The 7349-nt window shown below is 47.4% G+C and carries 6 protein-coding genes and 1 pseudogene; 1 reads left to right on the top strand and 6 read right to left on the bottom strand.

Translation table 11 applies throughout. From position 1 onward, the window contains the following. Together F0145_RS22335 and F0145_RS22330 are read right to left on the bottom strand one after the other, a co-directional pair. Positions 1-426 (bottom strand): annotated as a pseudogene (locus F0145_RS22335) (hypothetical protein); the annotation flags it as partial. A 318-nt stretch (positions 427-744) separates the two neighbouring features. Beyond that, positions 745-1890: a glycoside hydrolase family 88/105 protein gene (locus F0145_RS22330; protein ID WP_150092167.1), complete on the bottom strand. Its 1146-nt coding sequence runs from the start codon at positions 1888-1890 to the stop codon at positions 745-747. 242 nt (positions 1891-2132) lie between these two features. On the opposite strand from F0145_RS22330, the gene F0145_RS22325 reads away from it, so the two are divergent. Continuing rightward, a complete protein-coding gene (locus tag F0145_RS22325) occupies positions 2133-2417 on the top strand; it encodes a hypothetical protein (RefSeq protein ID WP_150092165.1) in 285 nt (94 codons plus the stop codon). A gap of 173 nt (positions 2418-2590) precedes the next feature. On the opposite strand, the gene F0145_RS22320 is transcribed toward F0145_RS22325, so the two are convergent. The 4 genes from F0145_RS22320 to F0145_RS22305 form a co-directional block, all read right to left on the bottom strand. Beyond that, positions 2591-3457: a rhamnogalacturonan acetylesterase gene (locus F0145_RS22320; RefSeq protein ID WP_223816203.1), complete on the bottom strand. Its 867-nt coding sequence runs from the start codon at positions 3455-3457 to the stop codon at positions 2591-2593. 234 nt (positions 3458-3691) lie between these two features. After that, positions 3692-4489: a rhamnogalacturonan acetylesterase gene (locus F0145_RS22315; protein WP_150092163.1), complete on the bottom strand. Its 798-nt coding sequence runs from the start codon at positions 4487-4489 to the stop codon at positions 3692-3694. 8 nt (positions 4490-4497) lie between these two features. Then, on the bottom strand, positions 4498-6357 hold the full coding sequence (locus tag F0145_RS22310) for a rhamnogalacturonan lyase (RefSeq protein WP_150092161.1): 1860 nt from the start codon (positions 6355-6357) through the stop codon (positions 4498-4500). Positions 6358-6425: 68 nt separating this feature from the next. Further along, the gene (locus F0145_RS22305) at positions 6426-7265 is read right to left on the bottom strand and encodes a sulfurtransferase (protein ID WP_150092159.1); all 840 of its coding nucleotides are present in this window, start codon (positions 7263-7265) and stop codon (positions 6426-6428) included. Positions 7266-7349 lie beyond the last annotated feature (84 nt).

Genomic DNA, 7349 nt, shown 5'->3' with positions numbered 1-7349 from the left:
ATCTGGCGCCATTGCTTCTCTACTCCAGACCTGCACATGGCTGTAGCCCAGGCAGCGGCCAGTATCCGCTTGCACCACCAGCGAAGGATGCAGGAAAAAGCCTAAGGACTGCTTATCTCCAATCACCCCGAGCTGCTGCTGGTCGGAAATGTTGCGCCGGTTGCGTTCAAAGTTAGGCTGCGTCGTATCCTGAAATACTAAATAATGGGCGCCCACCTCCACTTGCCGCGCACAGTCCGCTTGCAAGTACGAAATGATTTGACTGGTCTGCAAACGGGGGTTATGCAGCAGACGGTAGTAACTCCGCTGCTCGGCTTCGCTCGCACTTAGCTGATGTATCACCACACTTTGCTTTTCTATTATCTTTTCTACTACTTGCTTGACCCGTCGCTCTATCCGAATATTGCTAAATATTGCATCTGCCATTTACCCCCAACAGCTCCCCGCTCCATTTTGTGTCCTAATCGTAGCCCTAATTTAGGGAAGGTGCCCGGAGGGCGGAAGGGTTAAGCTACTCCAGAAGAAAAGCCGTCCCAGCGAAAGCTAAAAAGACCAAAAAAGTACCATAGCATACCAAAGAACCCTAAATAGACAACTGCCTGAGTAGCCTTCCTAGGGAATAATGACTATTTGATTTGATATAACACGAACGCTTCCGTGCCACTTTAACTACCTTAACCAGGAATAATTAATATTTAAATAATTAGGGTGGCTGTTTATGCTGACAAAACTTTCACCAACCCTTTACTTCATTTTCATTAGCTCCGTGCCGGCTAATAAAAAGCAGCCTAAACCATAATCTTCAAAATCGGGTTTGCTGCTGTAGGTTACCGGCTGCCCATCTTTGGGTTCTTTGCCGGTGCCTTGCACGTAACCTAAAAAACCGTTGGGGTGTACCGCTTCCTTCGCAATGGCATTCCAGGATTTGTCAATAATGGGCTTGTATATTTTGGCATCGAGCAAACCATTATTTACGCCCCAGGCCATACCGTAAATAAATAACGCGGTACCGCTTACTTCTTTACCGCCGAAATGTGTGGTGTCGTGCAGGCTTACATTCCAGTAACCATCGGGCCGTTGTATGGGTACCAGGGCATGAATCATTTCCAGGTAGGTTTTCTGGTATTCTTCGCGGTGCGGCGCATTTTTGGGCATAATATCCAATACGCGCACCAGCGCTGCCACTACCCAGCCATTGCCTCTAGACCAATAACAATCCTCGCCGTTGGGCTCCTTGTAGGGCGGTACAAAATCTTTGTCGCGCCACCATAAAGCATCGGCGGGGTTGTACAAACCATTACCGCCTTGTACGGTTTTAGAGTGGTTATACAGGGCATACATTTTTTCGTAGTACGCATTGTCTTTGTACAAATTACCTAAACGGGCAAATACCGGCATAGCCATTTGCAACGCATCAATCCAGTGCCAATCATCTATTTTGGGGCTGTTTACCATGGCATCTACCGAATATTTAATATCCCGGATGCGTTCGGGTTTGGGGTCTAGCAGGTATAAATCGAGGTAAGTCTGGCCGGCGCATTGGTCGTCGGCGTCGCGGGTATCGCGGCCATTGCGCAAACCCCAGTTATGCTTCTGGCCCCAACCTACGGCATAATTAATATATTTTTGCTGCTTATCCACGGCGTATAAAGCCATTAATCCTTCGTAATAAACAGCGCGGGTCCAGAGGTTACTTGGGCGCGTTTTATTCGTGGTTATTTCTTTGCCCGGATCGGGCCAGGTTTTCATAAAATAATCGTTTGTGAGCCGCAGGGTTTGTAAAACCTGATTTTTTTTGGGCAATCGCTGGGCCTGAACAATAGACACACTGCCAAAAATAGCCAGGCTCAAAAGTAATATTTGCCGGAGTGAGGAAAACTTATTTTTCATGGTTAGAACCAGTAATTACTAAATTTATGCGGTTAAAATTAAAGGGTAAAGCTTACGCGGCAATCCTGTTCTATCCTGATTTTAACCAGCCGGTTATTTCTAAAGACCAGAATTAATGATGTTCGAACATTTTCCTGGTTTAACTACGATTAATAATTATATAGTTGTCCGGACCGGGTTGTTTTCCGAATAAAGGTCAAATATTTCCGCTACCTTTACCCGAATTGTAAAACAACAGAAAAATGTCAGTAAAAATATTTGATAATTTTGAGGATTTATCGCAAGATATTCAGCAAAATTGTAAAGGCAGCAACGAAATCCTAATCGGCAAAACTATTTTCGATAAAAGAAATGTAGGGGGCTATTCGGAAGTATTTTTAAGAATAAAAGGCAGCAACCGCCGTTACGACACCAAAATGTACGAAGTAAACGGCAATTTGCGCAACGAAATATTTACCGCTTTGAACGTAAAAGATACCGAAAGCCCGTACAAAGGCGAGTTTACGGCCAGCAAGTTTAAATTATAAATTTATACCTATACCCTATTTAACTTTTTTATAATTCCGTTCTTAAGAGCGCATAAATAGTTTAACTTAGGTATTATTTTAAATCTTAAAAAGAAGGGCAACTAAACAGTTGCCCTTCTTTTTTGCTAATATAATCTATGCCCTTTCAGCAATATTTCTTTCTCGTGTAAATATTAAAGTCTTGCTCCTTTTTTGCGGGCCGCGGGTGTCAGGTATTTATTTAACGCAATATTTTTTTGTTCTTTTAGCCCTTGTATAACCGATGCGGCATTTACCCGGGCGCCCGCTTCGATGGTATGCGTGTGGTCGGTGGTGTTAAAATATTCAGCTTTAACTTTGGCCTCCCCTTCGGCTTCGTACCGGTCCGAAATTATTTTGTTTAAATCTATGAAGTACGCGCCGCTTTGTATAGCGGCTTCGGCGGCCCATTTGCCGTAGTCCTGGTCGTTGCGGTTGGCTTTGCCGTCTTTCCAGGTGTTGCGGGGCACCGGCGACAATACAATAGCCGTGGCGCCCCTAGCCTGAATATCCGAAATAAATTGCCGCAGGTACCAGCCGTAAGAATGAACCGTTTCGTGCTTTTTGGTGATGAGGTTATCTATTTCTTGTGATTCGTCGCCGTTGCTTTTAATGGTACCGCGGGCCCGCAAGGTATCGTTTACCGGGCTGCTATCGTTATGCCCAAACTGCATCATTACAAAATCGCCGGGTTTAATATTTACGAGCACTTTGTCCCACAAACCCATCGTCCGAAAGGTGCGGCTGCTGGTACCACCAAACGCATTATTCCGCACCACTATTTTTGTAGTATCGAAATAAGCAGGCAAAAAATTACCCCAACCCCACAAGCCGCCATCGCCTTTGCCTTTGCCGTTTTTAACCGTAGAGTCGCCGATGAGAAATAAAGTAGGTTTTTGACTGGCTTGGTTTGGTTGCTTACAGGCCGAAACAATTACCATTATAGCGCAAAACAAAACCGGCCAATATTTTAATTGGGTTAATTTATTGCAATTCTGCGCTTCCCTAATATTCGATTTCATAACTGCTTTTACTTTTTAGGGGCAATATAGATGATAAAAAATTAATTACATTTTGCTTTTGCTGCCCCTTTGCTGGCGCGAGCGTCCCGCTCGTGCCCATCATCTCAAGGCCTCCGGCCAATCCATTGTAGATAATTAGCTAATGCGATTTTTTTTAACCTGTTTGTAGCGGCCAGAGGCCGCAGGAATGAAGACACGAGCGGGACGCTCGCGCCAGCGGGAGAATTAAAATAATCAATCTTCATACTTATGTTTTGGAACCAGATATTTATTTAAGGCTATTTTTTTATGTTGCTTTAAGCCTTCCACCACCGAGGCGGCATTTTCGCGGGCTCCCGCCGGGTTGGTGTGGGTGTGGTCGCCGGGGAAATATGCCTTTACTTTTTCAGGGCCCATTTTGTCGTACTTATCCGCGGTAATATTATTCAGGTCTATGAAGTAAACGCTTTCGGCTTGAGCTACTTCGGCGGCCCATTTGCCAAAGGTGTCGCTGGCTCGCAGCACTTTACCCTCCTGCCATTGGTTGCGCGGAATCATCGAAATAATAATGGGCGTTGCGCATTTGGCTTTGGCTTCGTTTATAAATTTACGCAAATACCAACCGTAAGTATGCACGGTTTCCTGGGTACCGTTGGGCCAGGTAAGTTCTTTGGTTTCTTCGCCAATACCCCGCAAAACGCCGCGGTAACCAGCTTTGGTGGTATCGGGTTGGCTACCTTCGTTGTGGCCAAACTGCATCATTACAAAATCGCCGGGTTTTAGCGTGGAAAGTACTTTATCCCAGCGGCCTTCTTTTATAAAAGTGCGGGTGCTGCGGCCCGCCATAGCCTGGTTGCTCACGTTTAGGCGGGTAGTATCAAAAAGCTCGGCCATATAACACCCCCACCCGCCGTAACCGGCATTGGTGTTCCGGACGGTAGAATCGCCGATAATATACAAAGTTGGTTTTAACGCTGGCGTTTTACCCGCGAGGCATCCACCCAACAGCAAAACACCCAGCAGCAAAAATTTGAAAGTTTTACTACTTAACATAATTAATTTTATTTTGACCTAACAAGCTTAATTATAATTGGCGGCCATTTAATATTTTTGGTACCATTGCCTAAATAAAAACTCGGATGCGGCGGTTGGTTGTAAGCTACATTTTGCCAGGCAATGGCCAGGCGGTATTGCGGCTCGTGCATCAGGGTGGGCAGCCGGTGCTCCGTGGGAATAGTAGTGGTAAAAATACGCAGTTCCTGGTTATTGGTGGTCCGGAATATTACTTCTTCCCGCCAATCACCCAAAATATCGGCGCTTAGCACCGGGGTTGCTTTAGAGCCGTTATTCGAGGTGCAGCCTTCTGCGGTAAATAATCGTCCGGCTTGGTATTTGTCGATGTGGTGACCGTCCAGCAGTTCTCGGGTCAGGTCGCCGTCCCACCAAATCACGAAATTAGTAGAAGGTGGATTTTCCCCGATTTTTTCACCTTTTAAGTTGAGCAAACCATCCGAACCGGAAAACCACATTTCGGCACCCGGATTAGCCGAGTCAATATCGGCGGCAACGCCCCGGCCTACGTCTTTGCCTTCGTGGCCGCGCCACAATATTTCACCGGTGCGGGCATCGTACAACGCTGCGCCGGGTCCGGCGGCATTGGTTTCGTTTTCGTGGATGCCAAATACTTCCAAGCCAGGCCGGCTGAGGTCTAAATCGGTTACGTGCAGGGCATCACCGTGGCGGAGGCGGGTAGTAAATAAACCCTGACCATTGTCATCTACTACCATCGCGCCGTAAATAATTTCGTCTTTGCCGTCGTGGTCTACATCGGCAATGCTTAGGCCGTGGTTGCCCATGCCGGAATAAGGATTTTCGCGGTTTTGTGAATCGAATACCCACCTGGACGTTAACTGCCCGTTGCGGTAATCCCAGGCGGCTATTACCGAACGGCCATAATAGCCCCGGCACATGAGCACACTGGGTAATTGGCCATCGAGGTAAGCTGCACCGGCCACAAACCTATCAACCCGGTTGCCGGTATTATCGTTGCCGCCATTGCCACCTACGCCGCCCCAGCCGCCTAAATCGCCGCGCTCCGGAATATAGTTGGTAGTAGCCAGGGCTTCGCCGGTTTGCCCGCTGAACACTGTAAAATATTCCGGGCCTTTTAATATTTTGCCGTTTTGGTCGCGCCAGTCGGCGGCAGCATCCCCAATAATTTTGCCTTTGCCGTCTTTGGTGCCATCGGCGGTTTTGCAAGCGAATTCGGCACGGCCATCGCCGTCCATATCAACCACAATAAACTGGGTGTAATGGGCCCCTTCCCGAATATTTTTACCCAGATTTATTTCCCAGATCAGCGTACCGTTTAGTTTATAAGCCTGGAAAATGGGCTCGTCGGTAAAGCCGTTGGCGGGCGTATCGCGGCTGCGGCCGGTTTGGTGCAATATTATTTCGTATTCGCCGTCGCCATCCAGGTCGCCGACGGAAGCATCGTTGGGGGTGTAACCCGTTGGTGTTTTTAGTGGAATGGAAAAATATTGCTGCACCGGAGCTTGGGCGGGCAGCGTAAAGGAAGTACTGGCCGCTTGTTCTTTACCTTGCAAAATTGGTTTTACAAAATATTCATTGGCGAATTTTAGATCAGCATTAGTATCTACAAAATTAGTGCTTTGGCTCAGTGGCGGTTTGTTTAGTTTAGTTGGCGGTTTGCTCCCGGATTTCCGGTATAAATTAAAGGCAATATTTTCCGGGTCATTGCCCAGCATCCGCCAGCTCACGAATACCTTGCCCCCACCCTGGTTTATGGCTACTAAGCCTCGCCCCAGGTTTTCCATGATACGCTGCGCCCAGCTACTTTCCGGCAAAAAGGTAAAAATCAGCCAGATGAATAACCCAACCAATATTTTGTAAGCTTTCATCCGGGCCAGGTTTTGTATTGGTTTAACAAATAGGAATAAACTGCGGCAGCTAATTTCCGGCGGAATATTTATTCTTTGGTGGCCATTGGCCTTTCATTGCGCGACCATTCGCTCCAGGAACCAACGTACAGCTTCGGGATTTCCAGGCCAGCGTAATCCATTGCTAGTAAGGTATGGCAAGCCGTAACGCCGGAGCCACAATGCACTGCCACATTCTCCGGTTTCCGGTTTTCCAAAGCTGCCGTATATTTGGCTTTTAGTTCTTCCGGCGTTAAGAAGAAGCCCTTTAGGTCCAGGTTAGAGGCAAAAGGAATATTTACCGCGCCCGGAATATGACCGGCAATTAAATCAATTGGCTCCCGTTCGCCGCGGTACCGGTCTGCTTCCCGCACATCAATTACCATAAAATCGGCATCCTGCCGGATGCGCTCTATCTCCTCAATATCTACCGTAGGTAATTGCCAGCCGGTTTGAGGGTAAGGCAAAGCGGGCACCGGCACTTCAGCCCCGGACATAGTAGGAAAACCAGCGACCAAGGCGGCCTGGTACTCACCATCCAGCACCTGTACCTGCGTATGGCCCATGGCCCGTAACATCCACCAGAACCGGGCTGCCGCGTTAGCGCCACTTTTATCGTCGTACACCACTACATGGCTTTCGGGTTTAATACCCAATTGCCCTAATAGTTCTGCGAAACTGGAAATATTGGGTAAGGGATGGCGGCCACCTTCGGCGGCATTCGGTTTTTTATCCGCAAGTTCTACTTCCAAATCCACCAAGAGCGCTCCGGCCAAATGTTCTGCTTCATATTTCTCCCGAACATCTGCCCCCGTGCGGGCATCAATCAGAACCAGGTTTTCTTTATTTTGAAACTGCAGTAATTCCTGGGGATTTAGGATGGATTTCATAGTTGGCGGCTAATGGGTTTTTGGTTGATAAAAATATATCCGAGTACTGTTATGATGAGTAATGACTAAATTTAAGGATAATAG

Origin of the sequence: Adhaeribacter rhizoryzae (assembly GCF_008629685.1) — a bacterium.
GTDB lineage: Bacteria > Bacteroidota > Bacteroidia > Cytophagales > Hymenobacteraceae > Adhaeribacter > Adhaeribacter rhizoryzae.
Note: the sequence above shows the minus strand (reverse complement) of the source record. Positions and strands in the feature narration are given on the sequence as shown.